This window comes from Sphingobacterium yanglingense (assembly GCF_004363245.1).
GTDB classification, from domain to species: Bacteria; Bacteroidota; Bacteroidia; order Sphingobacteriales; family Sphingobacteriaceae; genus Sphingobacterium; species Sphingobacterium yanglingense.
Genome location: NZ_SNYV01000001.1, coordinates 33,176 through 56,461, shown reverse-complemented (window position 1 = coordinate 56,461; position 23,286 = coordinate 33,176). Strand labels below are relative to the sequence as shown.

The window sequence follows — 23,286 nt, the reverse complement described above, 5'->3', positions numbered from 1 at the left end:
AGACTTCAATCACGCAGTGCCTTATTTCACTAAACTTGCCATATCCCTAATAACAAACATGCTATTTCAATAGATTTTATGTAGGTTTAAAAAAAAATAGCGACGTTATGTTTATAAAAAACAAGTGTAGTATAATTGCATCTATTCTTTTATTCTGGATTAGCTCAGTATCCGGACAGGAACTCTATTACTTTACCGATAAAGACTCTGTTCAACTGGGAGTAAAATCGGCAACAGAAATAATTGTGCCTCTTGGTAGACATAGAATCACTTACGAAATTGATTTTTCCAAACCTATCTCCTCCTCCATCTTTGAACTACCAGGAAGTCTGAGTAAATCCCCTCCTGCTACAGATAATCCAGCGATGCCATCCGCTACAGTATACAATAGAAAAGGAGAACCACTTTATTACACCTTGTTGTTTGATAACGGCAGTGACTATTTCTCGGAGGACCTACAACGCATTATTGACCTAGATAATGGAAAAATTGGGTTTGCTGATGAAGAGGGGAATATCAAAATATCTCCGGAATGGGACTTTACAGCTCCATTCAACTATGGCTATGCAGAGGTACTACGCGATATCAAAAAAGAACGGATAGATGAAGAGCATTGGATTGTAGTCCCAAACTCCTCCAGTTCCTTTAAAGGATATGTGAATAAAAATGGAAATCTAATCAAGCCGAGCAAAACAAAAAAACACGAAAAAGACTATAATCTAGGGGATGGCGAATACCTCCCTTACCCCTTCAGATACACAAAAGATGAACAGGATATTTTAAAGAGATTTGAAGAGTATTATGAGATTATAAATGACATGTCTCTACACAATTATTACAGCTCGGACTCTAAATCGGAAGTATCACTACAGTTTGAAATTATAAGAAGACCTACCACAGATTTCCCCTACTACAAAATTCAAGGCTACCGCAGCCAACGCACAGAAGATGATTATGTTTTTTTATTTAATGCCGAGACACAAACTTTTCACTATATAGATTACCCCTATTCTTTAGATCAGGAAAATATTAAACCAATGAAAGAATATATACTGGAAAACCTGGAAAGAATCATCGAGTACGACAAGCAAAGGACTAAACATAAATCAGCTTTTCCTTTTGATATTGACCGCGCCTATCAAAAGTGGAACTAAAAAATCAACAGCAAATCCCTAGATTTGTACAACACCGCATTCGTATACACATGGAAAGAAACAGTCCTATCTATATTTCCTTAACGGGAGAGAACAGTCATAAAATCAACATTCCACCTGGACAAGGTAGTTTCTCTATCGGAACAAAAAAAGCCTCTCCAGGGAAATACGATGTACTAGTAGATACTGACGTACCCATCAATTGGAACGTTTTTAATGAAATGTATACTCCCCATGGAAAACAAAATGCAGACCGCTACCCTAATGGTGACTGGCCTCGTTTTTTATATTACTCGGGAAATGATACAGGTTTCATCCAATGGTCGGAAAAACGTAAGATCGAGAGAATGCACTGGAGTCCACTAGCTCCAGTAAAAGCGGATTTTACAAAGGCCAATATCTACGAACTGAGCATACACGCATCGTCACATCCCATCGAGCTGACACTCGGAGAGCATATCCAAAAACTGTTCCTTTCGGGGAACCTAGAGAATATAACGGTTAAGACGAGCACTCCCCTCCTATTATTACAACTTGCCCCAAAGACAGACCTACCTCATACGATATACAAGTTACCTGATTTCCCACATCTCAGCAAAATGGTGGATTCCGTCCATGTGGACAATGCTATCGTCGGTCCTCCCATGGACTGCAACAGCCTATTACAGTTCAAAAACACAAAGAGCTTGAATCTCAGCGGAAATATTACAAATATTGACGCATTGGCAGAATTAACAGATTTAGAATCCCTTGGCCTCCGGACGGTATCCGACCTGACAGGGATGCCTGCCCTCGCAACATGGGCTAAACTCAACAGCTTTATTGGTTGGAATATAGAGGAAACACAAGGTAAAATCCTGCAGCGGGAACTGAAAACCATCTTAGCAGAACGACAAATGGGGTACATCGGTATCGAAACTACGTAAAAAGATATGGTTTAAAACTGAATATGGAATACCTTTTACCAACTGGGATTCAAAGAATGCAAAAACAGCAACAAAGGCCTACAAAACGGCACTAAAAGAAATCGGCAAAGCAAAAAAAGAGGAAGAGGTCAAACAGGCTATCGTCAAGCTCATCGAGCTGATTAATATCTTGCCCAATATAGAGACTGTAGAACGTGAAGACACAGGCACTGCTGTGGAGCAACTGATCGAATCCTCCCCTTTAAATCTTCCTCAGGAACTTGCAACAAAATGGTTTGACGAGATTCGGGACTTTTAATATGACTAGATCGTCGGTGTACCGCAACGCTTCAGATACTTATAGTACCACACGTCTTTAAGATTGGAAATAACCACTCCTTGTTTGGTCGATACATGTACAAACTTTCCGTTTTGAAGGTAAACTCCGACGTGGTCTATATCCCTACCCCCGAAAGAAAAGAATACCAGATCCCCTTCCTTGAGCTGGTCGTCATACTTTCGCTTGATCCGCTCCGCCATATCCCGCGAGGTACGTGGTAAGTCTTTACGGTATACCTCATTGTAAACCATACCTACAAAAGCAGAACAGTCGATTCCCGAACGCGTCAGTCCGCCCATACGATGTGGGCTACCCATCCAATCATCGATAAAAGAATAAAGGTCCGCATTCAAGGACTTGGAGTCTGTACCAAGTAATTCTGCGTAATATGCCGTTAGATTACTTTTATTTTTCTTGCCTGCCGAATGACTGCCCCCGACCGTTGGCTTATGGTTATTTCCGTAAAGTGTCTTCTTTTTGGCACCACAGGATGCAAAAACAAAGGGCACAAGGAGCAGTAAAATAGATAAGTGTTTCGTTAGAGTCATAGCGTATCCTCCTATTTATTACGAATATAATAGCTCACAATAATACTATAAAACAGATAGTTTTCCACATATGTGATTTAAACATGACCTATTTCAAACATAAAACAAGCCAAAATGAGGGTAGTTTCTTTAAAATGTTTTTTATTGCTCCCTTATTTGACTGATATTTTTCCCTTAGATTTGTATTATGAACAACAAATTCAACAAGGCGCTACTCTTAGCGCTATGCACCCTCTCTACAGGGTTATATATCGGATGTAACAATCCTCCACAGCAGAATAACACGATCGTTACAGTACAGGATACGGTTCCTCAAAAAGTATCCGAAAGTCTAGCAGCAGATACCCTATCCCATCAGAATATCGGTTTTGGAGTATTCGACGATTCACGCAAGCAACTCATCTTGGTCGATGACGAAGAGCATCCATCAAATGTGAAGGCGCTAAGTTATGTATGGTCCAATGAAAAAGCGTATCCATTTGAATTTGTTAAAATGCAGAAGGAGAGTGAAGACTACAATGGAAGACAGACGCCAGAAAACTTCAACAATATTCCGGGAGCGGTATTCCAACTGCGTGAAAAACTATCTCCGGGCGAGGCCTATGCTTTCCTCGCCAACGACAATTTTCATAAGACACGAAAAGCGGTAAGCGTCAAAAAAGAATTGGCTGATGCCAACAAAAGCAGCGTAGTTGCAGAGTTGAAAAAAAGCTACCAAAGTCCTATAAAAAACATCAAACTCATCGCGACGACGGTAGAGAAAGACAGTGTTTTTCTAGCACAACTCGCCCCTGTAGCGGATACCCTAACGGTGTTGCTCATTGCCAAATCCCATACAAATCCAACCCTATTTATACAAGAATTCAAAGCAGAGTATGACGAGATAAGTACGTGGAGAGTAGATGATGGTGGTCAGTTTCCGATGGAGGATTTCGACATTCTCAATGTCTTCCACTACAACAACAAAATTGAACTGGTCACATCATTTCCAGGGGCCGAGGGCGGTAATCTCTCTTTCATAACACCGGATAAACAAAACCGCTACCACACGCTCAAAGAAGCCTATGTATATTGGTCGCCTTTGTAAAGAGAATCATTGAAAAAACCTTAATTTAACATTAAATAACTGATACTCTGAAAAAAAAGCACTAATTTGACGGCAATTTTATGAAACTATACAATGCTGACCTTCCTCCTAATGAAGAAGATGCTGTCCTCTTGGCACAGTATCTTAAGGGAAATAATATGGAAGCCTTAGGCAAGCTGTATAGCAAACATGCCGAAATGGTATACTACGTATGCTTACGCTACTTTAAAGAAGAGGAAAAGAGCAAAGATGCTGTGATGCAAATCTTTGAAGAGCTAATAACCAAGATTAAAAAACAGGATATCAAGAGCTTTCCGAAGTGGCTATACGTAGTAAGTAAGAACTTTTGCCTCATGGATCTACGATCAAAAAAAGGCAGAATAGAATTTTCAGTCGATGAATTTGTGGAATTCCCGATACGTATGCATCAGGAAGAAAGTTATTCGGAGAAAGAGGAAAAACTATCCTCGCTGGAACAATGCATAGAAAAGCTTCCAGAAAAACAAAGAGTGACGGTAGACCTTTTTTTTATCAATGAACATTGCTACAAAGAGGTCGTTGAAATAACAGGATATAGCATGAATGAGGTAAAAAGCTATATCCAGAACGGAAAGAGAAACTTAAAAAACTGTATGGATAGAGCTGATGCGTAAACTCACATTCGATATTGCCCACCTACGTAAGTATGTCAATGGCGAATTGTCTTCTAAGGAAATGCATGAAATAGAACGTGCTGCCCATGATGACGAGATGCTATCGGATATCCTTATGGGTTTGGAAATCGAAAAGAACAACGCGAGCAGTCCGCTATCATTCGTCGATATCAATGACCAAATCACTAAACGGACTGTACAGCGACCACCTTCCAGATCACTATGGAACAGTAATCTCTTCAAGATAGCCGCATCGGTTGTAGTTCTACTGACGACAACAGGTATACTATTCTGGAATAATAAAAATCAAGACACTCACACGCAAGAGCTTGTTGCCGACGATATGCCTGAAGGTCCTATTGGCCCTAGCCACGACCGTATAGCGGAAATTGCCGCTACGCCTGACAGCGTAGGCCAATTGTTTTCTGGCCCTGGGTACCGCCAGCAGGAAGCGCATGCAGAGCAGAGCAGCAAACATGAAAACATGTCCGCCAATCTACGCTCGAGAAAACTCACAGAGCAAGAGAGCCAGATTCTAGCCTACACACCTACGGAAAAAAACATTGAACTCAACCAAGACATAGCCGGCACATTAAATCTCGGTCACCCTAAGCATGAGAGCGATGTAATCATCATTAATACCGAAGCTCAGGATAAATCGAACCTTATCGCTTCCAATCAAAAAAAACAAGGACAGCCTAGGGTAACAGAAACCAGAGTGAGCAACAATCCAAACACCCCGCTATCTAGTGCACAAATGAGGGCCCGTCTGAGCAGTCTAGGTCTGGACGCTAAGACAGATTTAATCTGGGGGCAGATTTTGGACCAGCAATCGAAACAACCTTTGGCCGGAGTAGAGGTTACAGACACTCAAAATGATAAAGTTGTCGTGACAGATGCAGACGGAAGATTTTTATATGCAGCCAATAGTAAAAATAGCCTAAAAATAAACGCCTCAGGATATACCGCTAAAGAAGTCAAGGCCGAAGGTGGAGAACAGACCATATTATTATCGCCGTTAGAAAACCTACTGGACGAAATTGGCTTTACCCCAAAAGCCAAGCAAGAGAAGAGTATACCTACAAATGGCTGGGAAAAATATATGTCCTACCTCTTTCATGAGATAGACAAAATTACTGAAACGGAATATGACTTTTCTGTCCGGATGGAGCTGAATAAGGAACGTAAACCTATAAATGTATCTATAATAAGATCGTCGGATAGGAAACTTAACTCCAAGATTATCGACCTGATCGAACAGGGTCCTACCTGGAAAGCTGGAACAGATTCCAAAAATATCTATATACAGATCAAACCGCGTAAATAACTTCCTATAGGTTTAAAAAGATTCAAGCCCCTAGAAAGGAGCTTGAAAAAATCATATCTTATTGTTGTATCGTACTGAGCCTTATAGGCAACGTGTAGGAGACCCGAACAGGTCTTCCATTCTGAATACCTGGGGTCCAATGCTTCGCCCTTTGTAGGAGCTTAACAGCCTGATCCCCTGTTCCGAACCCCAAATCTCGCTTCACATCAAAAGAACTCAAGCTACCATCTTTTTCTACAACAAAGCTGACCTGTATAACACCTGATGCTCCGTTATCAACAGCTGCGGAAGGGAATTGATAATTGCGTGCTACCCACTCGACGAACGCTTTCATTCCCCCCGGCGGCATAGGCATAATCTCTACGGTCTCGAAAGGATCCCCCGAATCGTCTCCTCCCCCCGTAATACTTCCTGTACTCCGGCCTGTATTACCACCTTCTCGTTTTTCTTTGCCAAAAGTACCTTTGGGTATAAGTGTTCCACCAGCCTGTCCTTTCATCGATATCGCTCCGATCATCTTCTTCGGGGCAAGTGTTTCCGATGTCGCTACGACATCTTCTTTAACGTTTGCCTTATCAGTGGGACTAACCTCCGTAAATTTCACTACATCTACTGCAGGCACATCTTGGGCGACCTGCTGTGCTTCGCCGGTTTCTTTTGGAATGACAACCTCTTCTTTAATCGGAAGAGGATCCTCAATCTCAACAGAAATCAACGATGTATTAATACTCGAAAGATTGTCTTCCGCTGCTTTCTGGGGTTTATGTTCCATAAAAGAAAGACTGCACAGCGCAGCAACAAATAATGCCACACCTGCTAAAGAAATCTGTATAGCTTTCTCTCCAAAAAGCCTCAATTGGTAAGCTCCATAAGCTTTGTTCCGGCCGACAAAAACGACATCCATCCATTCTTTGTCGAAAATAACTGATTTTGAAAATAGCATAGCAAAAAGTTTTTTGGTTTATAACTCTCTTTTATACTATGATGATCCAAAGCGATTGTTTCCACAAAACAAATTGAACATATTTTGCACCTGCACCTACCATCAGGCAGGCTCCCTGAAGTATATAAAAAATATAGATTACCCTAATCGGGACATCAATTTTGAATACAGCTTAAGCAGAAAAAGAGCGGCGAAAACAAGAACTGCAATACCGGCTAAGGCTACAACAGGTTGTTCAAAAAATTCTACCATAATAATTAGATAAAGGTTAGCTATCACTAAGATAACAATAATGTTGCAACAGCAAAATATTTTTTATCATTTTATTTCCTTTATATTTGCTCGTGATGAAAAGATTTCTTGCCCTATTATTATGCATTATTTATACGATGGTCTCCTTTGGAGGATCAGTGTATATGCATAACTGTTGTGGCGGAACATCCATCAGTATATACGAGAAAACAGGCCATGATGAATGTGCGCTATGCACAAGACATGAAGAACAAACTTCTAGTTCTTCAGAGCACAAGACATGTTCGGATGGAAAATGTAGCGATATCGAGATTAAAATCGACCAGCTTGCCAATAAACTGTTTTCGGGAAGTTCGAATTTTTCTACCGATATAGCACCCGCGATCTTAACTCGCCTATGGATCAACCTCAAGCCTATCAGCTTGGAGTTTGAAAAGGAAAAATTGGTCCTAACGAACAATTTCGTCTTCAAAGACGTCTCTCCCCCCACATTTCTTTTAAATTGTATTTTCAGAATTTAGGATAGCATCTCCGCTGTTATTAAATGGGGCACTGCAGAGCTATGCTCCATCGATTAAATCACACAAGAGAAGCTATTGGTATATCCTTTCAGTCGGGTTAGACTGAAAAGTAAAGAACATTTGTCTTTTGGATATTACAAGTCCATTGAAAGGACTATATGATTCGCCCTAGAAGGCAAACGATATACAATAGCTGCCTCACAACAAATTGTTTACATATGAATACAATATACAAAGTCGCATCATTCATTATATTTATTTTTATAACACAGGTCACTGTAGCACAGACCCTGAGCACCGCCGTATTTGAAGTACCGGGCAATTGTGGTATGTGTAAAAAACGCATTGAAACAGCCGCCAAAATATCAGGTGTAGAATCTGCAGTCTGGGATGACAAAACACACAAAATCACGACAAAGTACGATTCTAAAAAAGTCAACCTCAACCAAATCCAACAGGCGATTGCCAAAGCTGGCCATGACACCCCATTAGTCAAAGCGGAAGATGATGTATATGCCAAGCTGCATGAGTGTTGTCTATATGAGCGACTAGGTGAAGGCAAAAAAGACGAACATGCAGGTCACAACCACGATGATCATGCAGGACATAATCATGACGACCATGCCGGTCATAACCATGATGACCACGCTGGGCACAACCATGCCCCTAAGGCAAAACACGATGACGATGATGACCATGAGCATCACGAACATATCATAACGGGTGTTGTAGTAAACGAAGATGGAAAAGCAGAACTTACCCCTATCGTTGGCGTGAATATCAAATGGCTCGAAGCTCCTACAAAACAGACGACAAGTAATGAAAATGGGGTATTCAAGATTAAACATGAAAAAGGGTACAAACACCTTATTTTCTCCCACCCAGGAATGCAGGCTGACACTATAGTCGTAAAAGACCTTCATGAGGTACTCGTTATCCACTCGAAAGACAATGTATTGTCAGAGGTAGTCGTATCAAGGAGCAAAAAAGCAACCTATATCAATAAGCTGAATCCAAATCGGATGGAAGTCCTAACGACAAAGGAACTCTTCAAAGCAGCATGTTGTGACTTAAGTGAAAGCTTCTCTACGAATGCATCTGTCGATGTCGTGAGTAATGATGCGGTAACAGGTAGTAAACAGATCCAGATGTTGGGCTTAAGCGGTATCTACACCCAATTGACTGTAGAAGGACTACCAGGTCCCCGCGGTTTCGCAACACCACTTGGTCTGAACAGTATTGCTGGAACATGGATCAACTCTATAGAAATTTCAAAAGGTATCGGATCTGTTGTTAATGGATTTGAAAATATGGCAGGACAGATCAATATCGAACTGAAAAAACCACACGAAACAGATCGCTTGTTTTTCAATGCTTACGCCAACAACATGGGACGTACAGACATCAACCTGAACCTAGCACAAAAGCTGAATGATAAATGGTCGGTAGGCTTCTTACTCCATGACAACTTCATGTACAACAAAGGCATGAACTACAGTAAAAATGGATACAGAGATGCACCTGTTGGCAACTTATTCTCGGGAATCAACAGATGGCACTACGAAGACGGAAAAGGGGTGATTGCACAATTCGGTGTTAAATACCTTAAAGACGACCGTACGGGCGGACATACTGATTTCAATAAATCTACTGACAAAGGCACAACGAATAGATATGGGATCGGTTTCGACAACCAACGTATTGAAGGTTTTGCTAAAATCGGATATGTGTTCCCAGAGAACAGACTAAGAAGTATCGGCCTACAACTATCCGGTTCGAACTATAAACAGGACAGCTACTTTGGACTTACTAATTACCGGAGCGAGCAGAGCAGTGGTTATGCCAACCTTATCTTTCAAGATGTGATTGGCTCTATAGCCCACAAATATAAAGTGGGGGCTTCGATCTCTTATGATGACTATGACGAAACTATAACTGAATACAATTTCAAACGGAAGGAAGCCGTCACGGGAGCATTTGCAGAATACACCTTCAGCCCTGCTGAAAACTTTGATGCGGTATTAGGCCTGCGCCAGGATTACAATTCTCTATACGGATGGTTTACAACACCAAGAGCTGTTGTACGCTATGCACCAACATCGACTACGACACTCCGTTTAAGCTCAGGAAGAGGACAGCGTACTGCAAATATATTCGCGGAGAACATGAGTATATTTGCATCGAGCCGTACGATCGACTTCGCTTCTTTAGCAAACCAGAACAATGCCTATGGATTAAAACCAGAGGTATCTTGGAATACGGGATTGACCTTTGACCAGGACTTTCAATTATTTGGACGGGAAGCGGGGATATCAATGGAATTATTCCATAATAACTTCCAAAACCAAGTTGTTATCGATTTTGAGAACCCAAGAGCGGTATCTTTCTACAATCTAGAAGGTAAATCATTCTCAAACAGCTTGCAAACAGAGCTACGCTTTATGCCTGCTCAACACTTTGAAGCTAGATTTGCATACAGACTATTGGATGTACAGACAGACTATGCCAGCGGACGCCTACAGAAACCATTGACAGCAAAACATAGAGGTTTCATGAACCTTGCCTACAATCTACATAGTGGATGGTCGTTTGACTACACCCTAAATGTAGTAGGTAAGAAAAGAATGCCTTCTACGGCTGCCAACCCTGTAGAGTACCAGCTACCGGAAAACTCTAAGTCTTATGTCACGATGAATGCACAGGTCAGCAGAAAACTAGGAAAAAACAAAAATATTGATATCTATGTAGGTGGGGAAAACTTAACGAATTACTACCAAAAAGATCCGATATTAGGTTTTGATCAACCTTTTGGTCAATACTTTGACACCAACTTATTATGGGGTCCATTAACGGGTAGAATGTTCTACACAGGGGTGAGATACCATATCAAATAATAAAAAAGGCCGTTTGTAAACAAACGGCCTTTTTTATAAGGATAGGACTATCCGCTTAAGTTCGTCATAGAGACGGGCGGTCGGAAGTCCGACAACATTTTCAAAAGATCCTTCAATAGCATCCACTCCTATGCGGCCTATCCATTCTTGAATCCCATAAGATCCAGCTTTATCATAGGGTTTGTACTTATTCAGATAATATTCAATCTCCTCCTTGTCCAACGTTCTAAAACGAACAATTGTCTCGCACGTAAAACTTCTTATCTCCCCATGGTAAGCTACGGCCACCCCGGTATAGACACAATGCGACTTACCGCTCAGACCAGACAATACCATTCGTGCTTCTTCTATATTCTTAGGCTTACCAAGCACTGTACCTTCCCCGTCTACTACAACGGTATCAGCCGTAATCACGATATGCTCGGAAAAGCTGAGTTCGGCAAAAGCTTTAATTTTCTCCACTGCAATATATTCGGCGGCATCTTCGGCCAGCACGCCTGCAGGGATCGATTCATCGATTTCACGAACTACAATCTCAAAATTGAGATCCAACGATGACAGAAGTTCCTTTCTACGTGGAGATTGCGAGCCTAGAATAATAGGTATTTTCGCTATAGCTTCTAAAAACAACATGTTATATACTTTTTATAAGAACTTCTGTGTGCCATTTATCTTGAAGTCGCAACACCTTTTCAATAATCTCGCGCACCACACCTTCTCCTCCACGCTTAGTAGAAACATAGTGGCTTACACGCTTAATATCTTCAACGGCATCCGCAGGGGCAATAGCGGCTCCAACTTGTTGCATACAGCTATAGTCAGGCATATCATCGCCTATAAAGGCTATATCCGCTAAGCTTAAACCGTAACGTGCAGCGAGCTCCTCAAGCAGGCTTAATTTGTCCGAAACGCCCAAATGTATCTCGGGAACATGAAGCCCCTCCATACGTTTCAAAACTCCTTGAGAACGTCCTCCGGTAATCACGAAAACCAATAAACCCTGCTTGACCGCATACTGTATTGCATACCCGTCTTTGACATTGAAAGTTCGCAGTTGTTCACCATTTTCGTTGACTAAAATAGCACCATCTGTCAATACTCCGTCGACATCCAAAACAATGCATTTTATATTTTTTAACGTAGAATAAATCATAACTAATACAAAGGTAACTAATAATTGTAGATATGCTAAACAGCCTCCTTACTCAGAATAGCCATAGATTTATCAATATAAACCAGAAACATCAAGAATTTGTCACAAAGTAGTTGTTATCGCAACTTTTATACTAATAAGACTTGACAACTACCGATTCTTGACGTAACTTTGTGTTAACAATTCGGAAATCTATGAAAGTATTCGAATAGAAAAAAGAGTTGTTTTAGAATAGTCTTTTCATAATTTAGGTTTATAATTGGTTAGTAGCAAACCTTGGCGCCCATCGTCAAGGTTTTGTTCTTTTATACCCTACAGATCGGCTCCAACAGACAACTTACCGTACAGCCTCCAATGTTGCCTCTTTTCAGATAAAACTTTTATGATTCATTCCGGTCATCAACAGACATACAAGTTCTTAGTGACCATTGAACCGAACAAAGAGCGCTCATTGATGCCTTCGAATATAGAGTCGCATCAATAATACATAAACTTTCAGAAAAAAAGGGGCATTTTCATGCCCCTTCAATTTATAATAATATCTTGCCTTAAGACTTATTCTTGTCCGTGCCTTTAGGATTGGATATGGACGAACGCATATCTGTATCCGCTTGGATATTTTGCATCTTGTAGTAATCCATAACTCCTAGATTACCGCTACGAAAAGCTTCTGCCATTGCTAATGGCACCTGTGCTTCCGCTTCAATCACCTTAGCCTTAGCTTCCTGTGCTTTCGCTCTCATCTCCTGCTCATTCGCAACAGCCATAGCACGACGCTCCTCAGCACGGGCATTAGCCACTTTAAGGTCAGCCTCTGCTTGGTCAGTCTGCAATTTTGCACCTACGTTTTCACCGATATCGATATCAGCGATGTCAATAGATAGAATCTCAAAGGCTGTTCCCGAATCCAATCCTTTCGACAATACAGTCTTGGAAATACGGTCAGGGTTTTCCAGTACCTCTTTATGATTTGCAGAAGATCCTATCGTAGTGACGATACCTTCACCCACACGAGCTAAAATCGTTTCCTCTCCGGCACCACCGACCAACTGATTAATATTAGCACGTACCGTAACTCTTGCCTTTGCGATCAACTGTATACCATCCTTGGCAACAGCCGCTACAGGAGGTGTATTAATAACCTGAGGGTTAACAGAAAGCTGCACCGCATCAAAAACATCCCTTCCAGCTAAATCGATCGCTGTAGCGAGTTTAAAATCCAGAGGAATATTAGCCTTATCTGCTGAAATCAAGGCTTTGATCACCTTATTTACATTTCCACCTGCAAGATAGTGTGTCTCAATATCATTGGTACTGATACGGAGTCCTGCTTTGGTCGAGGTAATCATCGCATTCGTAACCAATGCCGGAGAAACTTTCCGTAAGCGCATTAACACAAGATTCAGTAGACTGATACGTACGTTGGAAAGTTGAGCGGTAAACCATAGATTGACCGGTAATAGGTAAAGTAATAAGAACAATGCGACTACAGCCCCAATGACCGTTAGAATTAAAGAAACGTCTGAATTCATAAATTAATATTTTTAAAAATAGCTTTTTAAAGATATTAATTTATTTTAATTTTTTAAGCATAATCTGCTTTAGATTCTTAGAAATCCTTATAAAGAAATTTAAACATTTATATACCTTTGCATTAATCTGACCTAGTCCGAATGAATGAAAAACAAAGTGTAAACTTTATATAGACGGAATATTTTTAGTTTTTTTTACATTGTTTTAGAAATCACCATCCATGAATAAACGAAACAAATTAAAAACACAAGTTTTTATAAGTATTGGCGTTGCTATTGCAATTATCTTAGTATCTATACTTTATTTGTTTAAGCAGTTTTCTAACTATATGGTTAGGAATGATGAAATCATCAAGAACTCACAGGGCCAACTGCAAGCAGCCACAGCTATAAATACGGATTTCTATAACCTGACCCGCGCACGAATTGATCAGATAAAGGGCAAACAGAATGCTGAATTCGAAGCTACGACACATAAGGATGCACTTAAAAAGCAGGTCACTGCGCTACAGACCATTAGTTCGGAAAACAGAGAAAATGCACAACACCTAATCGATCGTATCGAATTTGTATTGACCAACGTCACTCCCGGCACTACACTGTCTAAAGATGAAGCCATCAATCACTGGATCGAAGAACAAGAAAAAAACTTACAATCTACCAATGTATTTGTCGGATCTGTAATTGCCAATCGAGCCAAGGAAATGGCCCGCAACGAAAAATACATCAATGATGTAGAATCCATCACTATAGGATTGATCGCCATAAGCCTCCTAATAATCGGATACGTATTTTATAAAATCTTCCAGCTCCTAAATCAATTACGCAAGTCCAGTAATGAATTACAAATAGTCAATAAAGAGTTTGAAGAAGCAAGAAGCAAGATTGAAGACACAAATTGGATTTTAGAAAACAGTGCTTATGTCGCTGATAAAATAAGTGGTATCGATGAAAGTGAGAAAATAAGTAGTATTGTCACTGATTTACTGAACAAACAGGTACCCTTACAGGCCATCGCTATGTACATCAGAAAGTTAGACTCCTATGAATTCACACTGACGGCCTCATTGGGATTAAAGAACGCTTCGAACCTCACTGGATTTGTCAGCGGTGAAGGCTTTTTGGGAAAGGTCGTCGAAGATAAAAATTTTATTGTTCAGGAGATAAAAGACTCCAACCACCTAAACACACAAACTGGAACACTAAACCAGCTACCATCCACTGTATTTATCTCGCCTTTGGTCCATGAGGGGCATTGTCTTGGTGTTATTGAAATGGCAGCATGTTGTGAGGAAGGGGATCAAAAAAGATACCAAGACTACCTAGTGCGAATCAGCCGGATTATAGCTACACGGATCAAATTCGGACAGAGCCACTTATTGGTAGAGCAACTGCTCGAGGAAACCCAACGACAGACCGAAGAGCTAGAAGCACAACAAGAAGAGCTCCGTATAACAAACGAAGAACTTATCCACAAGACCCACCTATTAGAATCTTCTGAAGAAGAACTCCGTGTACAACAAGAGGAGCTCACGCAGACCAATACGGAGCTAAATCAAAAGGCAGCGGAAGTAGAGAAGCGAAACAATGAACTCAATGATGCCCATAAAGTCGTAGAGCAAAAAATAAGTGAGGTACAACAGGCGAGCAGATACAAATCCGAATTCATGGCGAATATGAGCCACGAACTAAGGACCCCCCTAAACAGTATTTTGATCCTTGCTAAATTACTACAGGATAATAAAGCGAAAAACCTCAATACAGAACAGGTCAAATACGCCAGTGTAATACATGGTGCGGGTACGGATCTCTTAGAACTTATTAATGAATTGTTGGACTTAGCAAAGATTGAATCTGGGAAAATAGACTTAAATGTTGATAAGATCTACACCAAAGATTTTATTGAAAACACAGAGGAACTCTTCCGCGCTGTAGCAAAAGACAAAGGTATTACCTTTACAACACAGATCGCACCTGAAGTTCCGAAAGACTTCCTTTCGGACGAGTATAGATTGCAACAGGTGATAAAGAATTTCCTATCCAATGCCTTTAAATTCACGCCTATAAACGGTTCGGTAGAACTGAATATCCGGATGCAGGCCAACAATCTTTTCTTTGAAGTCAAAGACTCTGGGAAAGGGATCACAAAAGAAAAACAAGAGCTTATATTTGAAGCATTTAGACAGGAAGACGGATCAACAAGCCGTAAATATGGTGGTACGGGACTCGGATTATCCATTAGCCGAGAAATCGCTTCTTTATTAGGCGGACGGGTCACCTTGGATAGCGAATTGGGCAAAGGCAGCACCTTTGTATTGATCATCCCTTATGCCCCTTTTGAGGCCGTCGAAATGGCAAAGAAACAGGTTGTCGCAGAGAAAAAAGAAAGCGTTAAACCAATTTCAGAAAAAGTACCGGAACAAGAACTACCTGCAGTCCAAAAAGACCGTAAAATCCTTATCATCGAAGATGACATCAATTTTGCAGACATATTAAAAGGATTTGCAGAGGAATATGGCTTTATCGTAACGCTCGCACATGACGGAGCAAAAGGATTTGAAGAAGCCCTACAGACCATACCAGATGCCATCATTCTAGATGTCATGCTGCCTATCGCCGACGGTTGGGAGGTATTGAGAATGCTCAAGGAAAATCCATCCACCAAACACATACCGGTACACATGATGTCTGCAGCGACTTTTAACAAGAAAGACTTCCTAGAAAAAGGAGCTATAGGTTTTATGCACAAGCCGGTAACAGCAGACACTATACAGAATACATTTGAAACGATAAACTTAAATGTGAGCCAATCTGTCAAGAAAATATTATTGATCGAAGACCAGGAGTTGCAAAGCGAATTCATCAAAGATTCATTTGCAGACCACAACATTAATGTAATCCAGACATTTTCGCTTGCTGCAGCTTGGGACAAACTGAACGAAGAGGTGAATATCGACTGTATCATCCTCGATATGCAACTCCCTGATGGCAACGGTTTAGATTTGATTGAAAAAATAAAAGAGACGCCAAAACTGGTCAACATTCCAATTATTATAAACACAGCTTACGAACTTCCTAAGGAACAGTACGATCAAATACTGGCAGATGCTAGAGCCACTATCCTAAAATCGGACAAATCGAGCGACCGACTGATAGATGAAGTCAATTTGTTTTTAAATAAAATAAACGACACTTCTTACCAACCTATCAAGAATATGGGCAACATCCAACAAACGAGTAATCTCAAGGGCAAACGTGTATTGGTAGCAGATGATGACATGCGAAATATATTTGCCCTGACCACCTCACTACAAAGCTTTGAGATGGAAATAGAAATTGCCAATAATGGAAAAGAAGCCGTGCAGATCATGAGCAATCCTGACAATAATATTGACATCATCTTGATGGATATCATGATGCCGGAAATGGACGGATATGAAGCAATCAAAATAATCCGTGAGGATCTGAAATACAAAAACATCCCTATACTGGCTGTAACAGCCAAAGCAATGAAAGGAGATCGTGAAAAATCTATACAGATCGGTGCCAATGATTATGTCAGTAAGCCTATTGACATCGATAAACTAACATCATTAATGCAGGTATGGTTGGGCTAACACATAACAGTGATTTTATTAGTTTTACGGACCTGGATGAGCTAATCTATCTGTTGAAAAACATTTCAGAATTTGACCTTAGTGGATATTCAAAATCATCTCTCAAACGCCGGGTAGAACGCTTTCTCATTGTCGAAAAAATGGATTTGGTAGACTTAAAAAATGCCATTCTAAATATCGATGGATTCGAAAATTATTTTATCCAGGAGCTAGTCGTCAACGTAACCGAGATGTTCAGGGATCCTGAGTTTTTCAAACAACTAAAAGCTAAAACGTTCCCCTACTTAGAGACCTACCCACAGCTTCGATTATGGAGTGCAGGTTGTGCTACAGGCGAAGAAGCATATTCATTGGCTATATTGCTAAAAGAAAATAATCTATTGGATAGGTCCTTTCTATATGGCACCGACGTTAGTTTAAAAGCATTAGATTTTGCCCGTAAAGGCGTTTATCCATTAGCCAAAATGAAATCGTATACCGACAACTTTAATAAATCGGGACTGACATCCGAATTCTCTTCCCACTATACTGCGATGTATGATGCGGCCATCATAAACAACGAATATCGAAACAAAGTGCTTTTTTCGACACACAACCTGGTCTCTGACAATGTATTCAACGAATTCCAGCTGATCCTATGCCGTAATGTAATGATATATTTTGACAAAGAACTGCAAGAGCGTGTTTTGAACCTGTTCTATCAATCATTGGCTCTCTTCGGTTTTCTATGCCTAGGGACCAAAGAAAGTCTATATGGACATCCAATTAAGAGTAAGTTTAAAGTCATAGACAGCACACTCAATATCTACCAAAAAATTAAATGAAAGATAACGCGGACAAAATAGTGCTCATCGGTGGCTCGGCAGGTTCTTTATTACTGATTACAGAAATACTGGACAACCTCCCTGCACAGTTGGGCTATGCACTTTGTATTATAATACACCGCAGCGCAACATTCAACTCCGAGATAGAACAAAATCTCTCAAAAAAACTGAATAGACCTGTAGTAGCTATTATAGACAAGATGCCTATCGAAAATGATATCATCTATTTTGCACCTCCAGGCTACCACCTTCTTATTGAGCCCGACAAAACCTTTGCTTTGGACAGCTCTGAGCATGTCAATTATGCAAAACCTTCTATCGATGTACTTTTTGAAACCTGTGCACAGGTATACCAAACAAACTGTAGCGCTTTTCTGCTATCGGGAGCCAATGCAGATGGTGCCCATGGATTAAAAACAATTGAAGATTTTGGAGGAAAGACTTTTATCCAAAAACCAGAAGATGCACTGATCGATACCATGCCACTTTCAGGAATTCAAGAAACCAATACTTCCACTATTCTTAAAAACCAAGAAATAATACGTTATTTTAGCTACAATCTCCAGTCACCATGAAAAACATAAACTTATTAATACTTGACGACAAAGAAGAAAACATCATAAGCTTACAGGCCCTCTTAGCAGACATCGAGAATATTAATATTATATGTTCTACGGATCCTAATGAGGCCCTTAAACTCTGCTGGAAGAATGATATCGCCCTGGCTCTCGTAGACGTACAGATGCCCGAAATCAATGGTTTTGAATTTGTATCATTACTGAAATCAAATCCAAAAACTAGTCATATCATGGCTGTAATGGTCACAGCGATCTCCAAAGAGGACAAGTATCTCATCAAAGGATTACAAAGTGGTGCCGTTGACTACCTATACAAGCCATTGAATCCGGAGATCACTATTGCCAAAGTAACCTCTTTCATCAAGCAGATCCATATCCAAGAGGAAATCATACAAAAGAATATCGAATTAGAGGAGTCAAAAAAAGCGCTGATACAGGCCAATCAGGAGGCAGAACAGGCCCGCAAGTCCAAGGAAATCTTTTTGGCAAACATGAGCCACGAAATAAGAACCCCGATCAATGGGATCAAAGGAATCGTACACATGTTAAAAAATGCCAATCTGAACTTCGAGCAATTGGACTGGGTCAACAGATTAGAAATTGCCTCCAATTCGCTACTACTTATCATCAATGATATTCTTGACATCTCTAAAATCGATTCAGGAATGATGAAAATTGAAATGGAAGATTTTCATTTCACCAACCTGCTTTTAGATCTAGGGCAGATGTTCAAGATTAAAGCTTCCGATAAAAAACTAGATTTCGATGTCATTCTGGATGCAAAACTACCGACACATGTGTACTTCGACTCCCTACGCCTTGAGCAGATCATAAGCAATTTCGTATCGAACAGCCTAAAATTCACAGAGAGAGGAAAAATAACGTTGGCTGTAGAATCACTAGAAAAGAATAATGACATTCATAAAATAAAGTTTTCAGTCAGCGATACAGGGATCGGCATCAAACCAGATTCTGTCGATAAAATATTTCTAGCATTTGAACAGGGAGATGATGGCATCACTAAAAAATTTGGAGGCACAGGATTAGGCTTGGCGATTGTAAAACGACTTGCGGAGCTTTTGGATGGTGAGGTACATGCGAAGAGCATTTATGGACAGGGGTCTGAATTTTCATTTATTGTGGACATCAAAGCTGCAGAAAATACAATAAAAATAAAACGGGAAACAAATCTGCCCTACTCTCAATTCCCGAAACTGGACAATATAAATATATTGGTAGCTGAAGACAATGAACTTAACAGCTTTATGCTGGCACATATGCTACAGACCTGGAACTGTAAAGTAACGGTCGTCAAAAATGGAAGATTAGCACTAGAAGCTTTAGAAAAAGACAACTTCGATTTGGTGTTAATGGACACCCATATGCCTGTCATGAGTGGCTTTGAAGCAATCAAAGAAATACGGGGCAATATCAATCCAGCACGTAGGCAAACACCGATCATTACGATTTCTGCATCCGTATTAGAACACGAACAGCAGGCTGCATTTCAGGTCGGTGCGGATGAAGTAATTGGTAAGCCATTTGAGCCTACCGAACTCTACAAAAAGATAACAAAAATATGTCAGCCTGAGAAAGTCAGTAATTTGCCATTTTGAATAAGAGGTCAACCTTTAATTCTTTTATTTTTAGTACCTTTAAGCGTTATATTCACAACGACAGAAGTTGCATAAAAGCAGCCTCCGCAGGAAGGAAGGATTCTTTTAGCAGCGTCATTAAACAAAATGAAACGGGTATAGCAGTACGTCGTATTCTATATCCTTAATTTAATCAAATTTCAATGAAAAAACTATTTTTTATCCCTGTCCTAGCTGCAGTTGTCTCTTTGGCAGCATGTGGAGGAAACAACACCAAAACAGAAGGTTCGACAGAAAACAAAACGGAGGAAACAGCATCTGGGTCTACAGCGGAAACAGTACCTGGTATTGAGAACGTAACGATTTCAAACAGTTGGACTGTAGAAGGTAATGACCAAATGAAATTTAACACGGAATTGATTCGTGTAAAAGCAGGTGAGCCTTTGGAATTGACATTGAAAAATGTAGGTAAAATGCCAAAAGAATCAATGGGACATAACTTGGTAATATTAAAACCTGGTGTAGATTTACCTACTTTTGGTGGAGAAGCTTCTGCTGCTGCGGACAATGAATACATTCCTAAATCAGCTTTATCTTCTATCGTAGCACATACCAAATTATTGGGTCCTGGCGAAGAAGACAAAATCTCTGTAACTTTAGAAAAAGGTGTATATGACTACATCTGTAGTTTCCCAGGACACTATGGTGTGATGCACGGTAAAATCGTAGCGGAATAATCAAACAATATTTAGAGCACAAAAGGCACGGTTTCGTGCCTTTTTATTTATGAGGGTTTTTTGACTCAATATTTTGGAATTACTTGGAGATAAGTCTTAACTTAGCCCCGAAAATTTAAAACTCGCAATCATGCAATACGATGTTATAGTTATAGGTAGTGGTCCTGGCGGTTATGTAGCCGCTATCCGTTGCGCTCAATTAGGTCTAAAAACTGCAGTAATAGAAAAGTACAGTACATTTGGAGGAACTTGTCTTAACGTAGGCTGTATCCCTTCCAAAGCTTTACTTGATACTTCAGAGCATTATCACAATGCAGCTCATTCTTTTGCGACTCATGGAATCAGCCTTAGCAATCTTAAAATAGATGTTAAGAAAATGATTGAGCGTAAAGATGATGTTATAGCCCAAAATACAGCAGGAATCACTTATTTGTTCAAAAAGAATAAAATTGACTCGTACGAAGGTGTAGGTTCTTTTGTCAACAAGAACACGATAAAAATCACTAAAAAAGATGGTGCTACCGAAGAACTTACGACTAAAAACGTAATCATTGCAACAGGTTCAAAACCGACTGCATTGCCATTCTTACCTATCGACAAACAACGTATCATCACTTCTACAGAAGCCTTAAACCTTTCTGAAGTTCCGAAACACCTCATCGTTATCGGTGGTGGAGTAATCGGTCTTGAGTTAGGATCTGTTTATGCTCGTTTAGGTGCTAAAGTATCCGTAATTGAATACGCTAAATCAATCATCAGTACTATGGATGGTGGTCTAGGTAAAGAACTACAACGTGTTCTGAAAAAGTCTTTAGGCATGGAGTTTTTCTTGGGGCACAAAGTAACCGGAGCGACAGCAAAAGGCAAGAAAGTAACAGTTACTGCTGAAGATAGTAAAGGACAAGCCGTTTCTTTTGAAGGCGATTACTGTATCGTATCTGTAGGACGTGTAGCTTACACTAAAGACTTGGGCTTAGAGAACATCGGTATCACTCCAGAAGAGAGAGGTAACAAAATTCCAGTAAACGATCATTTAGAAACGGCTGTTGAAGGCATATATGCTATCGGTGACGTTATCAAAGGAGCTATGTTGGCCCACAAAGCAGAAGACGAGGGTATCTATGTTGCTGAGCGTATCGCTGGACAAAAACCACATATCGATTACAACTTGATTCCTGGAGTAGTCTATACGTGGCCAGAAGTAGCTTCAGTAGGACAGACTGAAGAGCAATTAAAAGAAGCTGGTAAAAAATATAAATCAGGATCGTTCTCTTTCAAAGCCTCAGGTCGTGCGAAAGCATCTGGAGATACAGACGGATTTGTTAAGGTATTGGCCGATGCAGAGACTGATGAAGTCTTAGGTGTACATATGATTGGACCACGTGCAGCAGACATGATTGCTGAAGCTGTGGTAGCAATGGAATATAGAGCATCAGCAGAAGATATTGGTAGAATCTGTCATGCACACCCTACGTTTACCGAAGCATTGAAAGAAGCTGCATTGGCCGCTACGGCTAATAGAGCTATCCATGCTTAATTCTAGAAAAACTTAGAAAAACAATAGAAATGCCTTTTGCTAAAACCATCCAATAGGACGGGTATAGGCGAAAGGCATTTTTCCTTTAAAAACTTGTTTTAATTTTTACGCCTATGAACTTTCATACACGAAAATGGGTAAAACCTGAGGATTTAAACCCTAACGGATCTTTGTTTGGAGGTACACTCTTAAGATGGATCGATGAAGAAGCGGTAATCTATGCTATTGTGCAGCTAGGAAATCCACATGTGGTCACGAAGTTTATTTCAGAAATCAATTTTGTCAGTTCCGCAAAACAGGGGGACATCATCGAACTAGGAATCACTGCGACAGAATTTGGCAGGACTTCCATTACTATGCGATGTGAAGTAAGGAATAAAATAACCCGAAAAACGATACTATCTATTGACAAACTGGTTTTTGTCAACCTCGATGCTGAAGGCACACCTACGCCTCATGGCAAAACAGAAATTACTTATGCTTATATGAGTGTAGACAAATTTACAAAGGACGAAACACCGTAACGTCCTTTGTAAAAACAGCTATATCTTATAAGGTATTCACCGCTTTTTTAGGAGCTGCTATCTCCTTCTTAACATCGCGCTCGACCCAAAAAGAAACGATGGGAATCAACGATACGACGAAATACTTGACCACTCTCGAAAACTTCCAACTGTAAGTCTGCCAACAAGCGAGCAAAAGTATCACAAACAGTACGACCAAGAAACCGTGAATAGATCCAGCAATACGGACTGCACCGTTTCTAACATCATCAGGAACTTCCATAAAGTGATGTAAAACATACTTAATAGGCATAGCAATAAAGAATAGAATAATCGTGGAAATGGCTTCCCAAAGAGCAACTTGCTGAAAAATACGTATCATGGTATAAATTATTTTCAGCAAAAATAAACCAATCTTTGACCTCTCGGGCATCATTTGATAGAATTGACTAGCGTTTGACAATCTATCCTACTGGACCTCATGTTTTTATTCATTACCATCTAATTGTCACATAAAGTATAAGGAATCTTCAAATACGTTCTTTAGAGGCCAAAAGAACTGAAACAGCGACCAATAATACCGATA

At 40.2% G+C, this 23,286-nt stretch carries 21 protein-coding genes; 15 read left to right on the top strand and 6 right to left on the bottom strand.

The annotated features are described in order from the left end of the window. The first annotated feature begins 107 nt into the window (after nucleotides 1–107). The 3 genes from CLV99_RS00225 (at nucleotide 108) to CLV99_RS23435 (ending at nucleotide 2,378) form a co-directional block, all read left to right on the top strand. Nucleotides 108–1,154 carry a WG repeat-containing protein gene (locus CLV99_RS00225; RefSeq protein ID WP_133582476.1) on the top strand — a complete coding sequence of 349 codons (1,047 nt, stop codon included), beginning with the start codon at nucleotides 108–110 and terminating at the stop codon, nucleotides 1,152–1,154. 50 nt (nucleotides 1,155–1,204) lie between these two features. Next, entirely contained in the window at nucleotides 1,205–2,080 is an 876-nt protein-coding gene (locus tag CLV99_RS00220) for a hypothetical protein (protein ID WP_211348368.1), read from the top strand. A gap of 169 nt (nucleotides 2,081–2,249) precedes the next feature. Next, nucleotides 2,250–2,378, top strand: a complete 129-nt coding sequence (locus CLV99_RS23435) for a hypothetical protein (protein WP_262708263.1) — start codon at nucleotides 2,250–2,252, stop codon at nucleotides 2,376–2,378. Between the two features lie 5 nt (nucleotides 2,379–2,383). Here the strand turns inward: CLV99_RS23435 and CLV99_RS00215 are convergent, their stop codons facing one another. Beyond that, nucleotides 2,384–2,947, bottom strand: a complete 564-nt coding sequence (locus CLV99_RS00215; protein ID WP_133582475.1) for a C40 family peptidase — start codon at nucleotides 2,945–2,947, stop codon at nucleotides 2,384–2,386. A gap of 187 nt (nucleotides 2,948–3,134) precedes the next feature. Between CLV99_RS00215 and CLV99_RS00210 the strand changes: the two genes are divergently transcribed. The 3 genes from CLV99_RS00210 (at nucleotide 3,135) to CLV99_RS00200 (ending at nucleotide 6,014) form a co-directional block, all read left to right on the top strand. Continuing rightward, nucleotides 3,135–4,034 carry a hypothetical protein gene (locus tag CLV99_RS00210; protein ID WP_133582474.1) on the top strand — a complete coding sequence of 300 codons (900 nt, stop codon included), beginning with the start codon at nucleotides 3,135–3,137 and terminating at the stop codon, nucleotides 4,032–4,034. An 80-nt stretch (nucleotides 4,035–4,114) separates the two neighbouring features. Then, nucleotides 4,115–4,687: an RNA polymerase sigma factor gene (locus CLV99_RS00205; RefSeq protein ID WP_133582473.1), complete on the top strand. Its 573-nt coding sequence runs from the start codon at nucleotides 4,115–4,117 to the stop codon at nucleotides 4,685–4,687. After that, nucleotides 4,680–6,014 carry a carboxypeptidase-like regulatory domain-containing protein gene (locus tag CLV99_RS00200; protein ID WP_133582472.1) on the top strand — a complete coding sequence of 445 codons (1,335 nt, stop codon included), beginning with the start codon at nucleotides 4,680–4,682 and terminating at the stop codon, nucleotides 6,012–6,014. Before CLV99_RS00205 ends, CLV99_RS00200 begins: the two co-directional genes overlap by 8 nt. A gap of 58 nt (nucleotides 6,015–6,072) precedes the next feature. Here the strand turns inward: CLV99_RS00200 and CLV99_RS00195 are convergent, their stop codons facing one another. Then, entirely contained in the window at nucleotides 6,073–6,957 is an 885-nt protein-coding gene (locus tag CLV99_RS00195) for an energy transducer TonB (protein WP_133582471.1), read from the bottom strand. 347 nt (nucleotides 6,958–7,304) lie between these two features. Here CLV99_RS00195 and CLV99_RS00190 point away from each other — a divergent pair, with 347 nt between their 5' ends. Further along, entirely contained in the window at nucleotides 7,305–7,730 is a 426-nt protein-coding gene (locus tag CLV99_RS00190; RefSeq protein WP_133582470.1) for a hypothetical protein, read from the top strand. 218 nt (nucleotides 7,731–7,948) lie between these two features. Further along, nucleotides 7,949–10,624 carry a TonB-dependent receptor domain-containing protein gene (locus CLV99_RS00185; RefSeq protein ID WP_162849963.1) on the top strand — a complete coding sequence of 892 codons (2,676 nt, stop codon included), beginning with the start codon at nucleotides 7,949–7,951 and terminating at the stop codon, nucleotides 10,622–10,624. Nucleotides 10,625–10,657: 33 nt separating this feature from the next. Here CLV99_RS00185 and CLV99_RS00180 read toward each other — a convergent pair whose 3' ends face one another. The 3 genes from CLV99_RS00180 to floA all read right to left on the bottom strand — a co-directional run bounded on the left by CLV99_RS00180 (nucleotide 10,658) and on the right by floA (nucleotide 13,309). After that, on the bottom strand, nucleotides 10,658–11,257 hold the full coding sequence (locus CLV99_RS00180; protein ID WP_133582468.1) for a Maf family protein: 600 nt from the start codon (nucleotides 11,255–11,257) through the stop codon (nucleotides 10,658–10,660). A gap of 1 nt (nucleotide 11,258) precedes the next feature. Further along, nucleotides 11,259–11,777, bottom strand: coding sequence for a KdsC family phosphatase (locus CLV99_RS00175; RefSeq protein ID WP_133582467.1), 519 nt, complete (start codon nucleotides 11,775–11,777; stop codon nucleotides 11,259–11,261). A gap of 548 nt (nucleotides 11,778–12,325) precedes the next feature. Continuing rightward, nucleotides 12,326–13,309 carry a flotillin-like protein FloA gene (floA, locus tag CLV99_RS00170; protein ID WP_133582466.1) on the bottom strand — a complete coding sequence of 328 codons (984 nt, stop codon included), beginning with the start codon at nucleotides 13,307–13,309 and terminating at the stop codon, nucleotides 12,326–12,328. Nucleotides 13,310–13,530: 221 nt separating this feature from the next. Between floA and CLV99_RS00165 the strand changes: the two genes are divergently transcribed. The 7 genes from CLV99_RS00165 to CLV99_RS00135 all read left to right on the top strand — a co-directional run bounded on the left by CLV99_RS00165 (nucleotide 13,531) and on the right by CLV99_RS00135 (nucleotide 22,721). Next, nucleotides 13,531–16,926, top strand: a complete 3,396-nt coding sequence (locus CLV99_RS00165; protein WP_133582465.1) for an ATP-binding response regulator — start codon at nucleotides 13,531–13,533, stop codon at nucleotides 16,924–16,926. Then, complete coding sequence (locus tag CLV99_RS00160; RefSeq protein WP_133582464.1) at nucleotides 16,914–17,750, top strand: CheR family methyltransferase; 837 nt, start codon at nucleotides 16,914–16,916, stop codon at nucleotides 17,748–17,750. Before CLV99_RS00165 ends, CLV99_RS00160 begins: the two co-directional genes overlap by 13 nt. Continuing rightward, nucleotides 17,747–18,325, top strand: a complete 579-nt coding sequence (locus tag CLV99_RS00155) for a chemotaxis protein CheB (RefSeq protein WP_133582463.1) — start codon at nucleotides 17,747–17,749, stop codon at nucleotides 18,323–18,325. The genes CLV99_RS00160 and CLV99_RS00155 overlap by 4 nt, the downstream gene beginning before the upstream one ends. After that, the gene (locus tag CLV99_RS00150) at nucleotides 18,322–19,944 is read left to right on the top strand and encodes a response regulator (RefSeq protein WP_133582462.1); all 1,623 of its coding nucleotides are present in this window, start codon (nucleotides 18,322–18,324) and stop codon (nucleotides 19,942–19,944) included. The genes CLV99_RS00155 and CLV99_RS00150 overlap by 4 nt, the downstream gene beginning before the upstream one ends. A gap of 182 nt (nucleotides 19,945–20,126) precedes the next feature. Beyond that, nucleotides 20,127–20,660: a plastocyanin/azurin family copper-binding protein gene (locus CLV99_RS00145; RefSeq protein WP_133582461.1), complete on the top strand. Its 534-nt coding sequence runs from the start codon at nucleotides 20,127–20,129 to the stop codon at nucleotides 20,658–20,660. A gap of 130 nt (nucleotides 20,661–20,790) precedes the next feature. Next, entirely contained in the window at nucleotides 20,791–22,197 is a 1,407-nt protein-coding gene (lpdA, locus tag CLV99_RS00140) for a dihydrolipoyl dehydrogenase (RefSeq protein WP_133582460.1), read from the top strand. A 113-nt stretch (nucleotides 22,198–22,310) separates the two neighbouring features. Then, nucleotides 22,311–22,721 carry an acyl-CoA thioesterase gene (locus CLV99_RS00135; RefSeq protein ID WP_133582459.1) on the top strand — a complete coding sequence of 137 codons (411 nt, stop codon included), beginning with the start codon at nucleotides 22,311–22,313 and terminating at the stop codon, nucleotides 22,719–22,721. Nucleotides 22,722–22,746: 25 nt separating this feature from the next. Here CLV99_RS00135 and CLV99_RS00130 read toward each other — a convergent pair whose 3' ends face one another. Further along, nucleotides 22,747–23,082: a DUF3817 domain-containing protein gene (locus CLV99_RS00130; protein WP_246032663.1), complete on the bottom strand. Its 336-nt coding sequence runs from the start codon at nucleotides 23,080–23,082 to the stop codon at nucleotides 22,747–22,749. Nucleotides 23,083–23,286: the final 204 nt, after the last annotated feature.

What these genes read in the sequence shown, in the direction of transcription:
- CLV99_RS00225 (WP_133582476.1), top strand. Translation starts at nt 108, where the DNA reads ATGTTTATAAAAAACAAGTGTAGTATAATTGCATCTATTCTTTTATTC.
- CLV99_RS00220 (WP_211348368.1), top strand. Translation starts at nt 1,205, where the DNA reads ATGGAAAGAAACAGTCCTATCTATATTTCCTTAACGGGAGAGAACAGT.
- CLV99_RS00215 (WP_133582475.1), bottom strand. Translation starts at nt 2,947, where the DNA reads ATGACTCTAACGAAACACTTATCTATTTTACTGCTCCTTGTGCCCTTT.
- CLV99_RS00210 (WP_133582474.1), top strand. Translation starts at nt 3,135, where the DNA reads ATGAACAACAAATTCAACAAGGCGCTACTCTTAGCGCTATGCACCCTC.
- CLV99_RS00205 (WP_133582473.1), top strand. Translation starts at nt 4,115, where the DNA reads ATGAAACTATACAATGCTGACCTTCCTCCTAATGAAGAAGATGCTGTC.
- CLV99_RS00200 (WP_133582472.1), top strand. Translation starts at nt 4,680, where the DNA reads ATGCGTAAACTCACATTCGATATTGCCCACCTACGTAAGTATGTCAAT.
- CLV99_RS00195 (WP_133582471.1), bottom strand. Translation starts at nt 6,957, where the DNA reads ATGCTATTTTCAAAATCAGTTATTTTCGACAAAGAATGGATGGATGTC.
- CLV99_RS00190 (WP_133582470.1), top strand. Translation starts at nt 7,305, where the DNA reads ATGAAAAGATTTCTTGCCCTATTATTATGCATTATTTATACGATGGTC.
- CLV99_RS00185 (WP_162849963.1), top strand. Translation starts at nt 7,949, where the DNA reads ATGAATACAATATACAAAGTCGCATCATTCATTATATTTATTTTTATA.
- CLV99_RS00180 (WP_133582468.1), bottom strand. Translation starts at nt 11,257, where the DNA reads ATGTTGTTTTTAGAAGCTATAGCGAAAATACCTATTATTCTAGGCTCG.
- CLV99_RS00175 (WP_133582467.1), bottom strand. Translation starts at nt 11,777, where the DNA reads ATGATTTATTCTACGTTAAAAAATATAAAATGCATTGTTTTGGATGTC.
- floA (WP_133582466.1), bottom strand. Translation starts at nt 13,309, where the DNA reads ATGAATTCAGACGTTTCTTTAATTCTAACGGTCATTGGGGCTGTAGTC.
- CLV99_RS00165 (WP_133582465.1), top strand. Translation starts at nt 13,531, where the DNA reads ATGAATAAACGAAACAAATTAAAAACACAAGTTTTTATAAGTATTGGC.
- CLV99_RS00160 (WP_133582464.1), top strand. Translation starts at nt 16,914, where the DNA reads ATGGTTGGGCTAACACATAACAGTGATTTTATTAGTTTTACGGACCTG.
- CLV99_RS00155 (WP_133582463.1), top strand. Translation starts at nt 17,747, where the DNA reads ATGAAAGATAACGCGGACAAAATAGTGCTCATCGGTGGCTCGGCAGGT.
- CLV99_RS00150 (WP_133582462.1), top strand. Translation starts at nt 18,322, where the DNA reads ATGAAAAACATAAACTTATTAATACTTGACGACAAAGAAGAAAACATC.
- CLV99_RS00145 (WP_133582461.1), top strand. Translation starts at nt 20,127, where the DNA reads ATGAAAAAACTATTTTTTATCCCTGTCCTAGCTGCAGTTGTCTCTTTG.
- lpdA (WP_133582460.1), top strand. Translation starts at nt 20,791, where the DNA reads ATGCAATACGATGTTATAGTTATAGGTAGTGGTCCTGGCGGTTATGTA.
- CLV99_RS00135 (WP_133582459.1), top strand. Translation starts at nt 22,311, where the DNA reads ATGAACTTTCATACACGAAAATGGGTAAAACCTGAGGATTTAAACCCT.
- CLV99_RS00130 (WP_246032663.1), bottom strand. Translation starts at nt 23,082, where the DNA reads ATGATACGTATTTTTCAGCAAGTTGCTCTTTGGGAAGCCATTTCCACG.